The sequence below is a fragment of the Streptomyces alkaliphilus genome (assembly GCF_014141535.1).
GTDB lineage: Bacteria > Actinomycetota > Actinomycetes > Streptomycetales > Streptomycetaceae > Streptomyces > Streptomyces alkaliphilus.
The window spans coordinates 1-1,782 of record NZ_VKHT01001003.1; the positions used below are offsets into that span (position 1 = coordinate 1).

Here is a 1,782-nt window from a genome sequence, read left to right on the forward strand (position 1 = left end):
GATTCCGTCCCGGGCCCGGGCGTCGGGCATCGTGGGGGCGGTGGGGTGTCCGGACCCGGCGAGTCGATCGCCGCGGCACCGGACCCGCCCGCCGCCGTCACCGTGCCCGTCACCCGAGCCCGCCCCGGACAGGTCCGGAGAGAACCCGAGCAGAAAGAGTCGTCACCTCTCATGAGTCGTTCCGCCCACCCGGCCGGTCCCCGGTACGCCGACGTGCTGCCCGAGTCCCACCACCTCGCCCCGCCGGCCGACCCGGCCGCCCTCGACCCCCGCATCTGGGCCCGCTCGGTGGCCCGTGGCGCCGATGGCGCCCTGACCGTCGCGGGCGTGGACGTCCGCGACCTGGCCCGCGAGTTCGGCACCCCCGCCTACATCCTGGACGACGCCGACTTCCGGGCGCGCTGCCGCGCCTGGCGCGAGGCGTTCGGCGACGAGGCCGACGTCTTCTACGCCGGCAAGGCGTTCCTGTGCCGGGCGGTGGTCCGCCGCCTGCACGAGGAGGGCCTGAACCTGGATGTGTGCACCGGTGGCGAGCTGGCCACCGCGCTGTCCGGCGGGATGCCGCCGGAGCGCATCGCGCTGCACGGCAACAACAAGTCCCTCGCCGAGATCGACCGCGCCGTGGCGGCGGGCGTGGGACGGATCGTGCTGGACTCCGTGGCCGAGATCGAGCGGGTCGCCGAGGCGGCCCGTCGGCACGGGGTGCGCCAGCGGGTGCAGATCCGGGTGACGGTGGGCGTGGAGGCGCACACCCACGAGTTCATCGCCACCGCGCACGAGGACCAGAAGTTCGGCCTCGCCCTGGCGGACGGCCGGGCGGCGGAGGCGGTGCGCCGGGTCCTGGCCCACCCGGACTCGCTGGAGCTGATCGGTCTGCACTCGCACATCGGCTCGCAGATCTTCGACACCTCCGGGTTCGAGGTGGCCGCGCACCGGGTGGTCGGGCTGATGGCGGCGATCCGCGACGAGCACGGCCTGGAACTGCCGGAGATCGACCTGGGCGGCGGCCTGGGCATCGCCTACACCCCGGCCGACGACCCGCGCGAGCCGCACCAGATCGCCAAGGGCCTGTCGGAGATCGTCACCCGGGAGTGCGAGTCGGCCTCGCTGGCGGTGCCGCGCCTGTCGGTGGAGCCGGGGCGGGCGATCGCCGGGCCGACGACGTTCACCCTGTACGAGGTGGGCACGGTCAAGGAGCTGCCGGGGCTGCGCACGTACGTGAGCGTGGACGGCGGGATGTCGGACAACATCCGCACCGCGCTGTACGACGCGGAGTACTCGGTGACGGTGGCCTCGCGCGCCCCCGAGGGGCCGACGACGCTGTGCCGGGTGGTGGGCAAGCACTGCGAGAGCGGCGACATCGTGGTGCGGGACGCCTGGCTGCCGGCGGACACCGCCCCCGGTGACCTGCTGGCGGTGCCGGCGACCGGGGCGTACTGCCGGTCGATGGCGAGCAACTACAACCACGTGCCGCGTCCGCCGGTGGTGTCGGTGGACGAGTCGGGGGCGCGGGTCATCGTGCGGCGGGAGACGGAGGAGGACCTGCTGCGGCTGGACGTCGGCTGACGGAGGCCGGTGGCGGCCGACCGGTCGCCGGCGGGCCCGGGACGGACGCGGGAGCGCGCCGCCGGGCCCGCCGACGGCGAGGGAGCGGGTGGGCCGGTCCCGCCGTTCCCGGCGGGGTTCGGCCGGGTGCGGTCGGGGCCGACCGGCCGGGGACGGGGGAGTGACGCCGCCCGGTGTCCAGGGGTCGGGCCGATGCCCGCTCGACGCGCGGACGAC

Annotated in this window: 1 protein-coding gene; it reads left to right on the plus strand. The window is 75.6% G+C overall.

The genetic code is table 11. The annotated features are described in order from the left end of the window. Nucleotides 1–171 precede the first annotated feature (171 nt). A complete protein-coding gene (lysA, locus tag FNQ90_RS21920; RefSeq protein ID WP_182607931.1) occupies nucleotides 172–1,566 on the plus strand; it encodes a diaminopimelate decarboxylase in 1,395 nt (464 codons plus the stop codon). The last annotated feature ends 216 nt before the right edge of the window (nucleotides 1,567–1,782 follow it).

What these genes read in the sequence shown, in the direction of transcription:
- lysA (WP_182607931.1), top strand. Translation starts at nt 172, where the DNA reads ATGAGTCGTTCCGCCCACCCGGCCGGTCCCCGGTACGCCGACGTGCTG.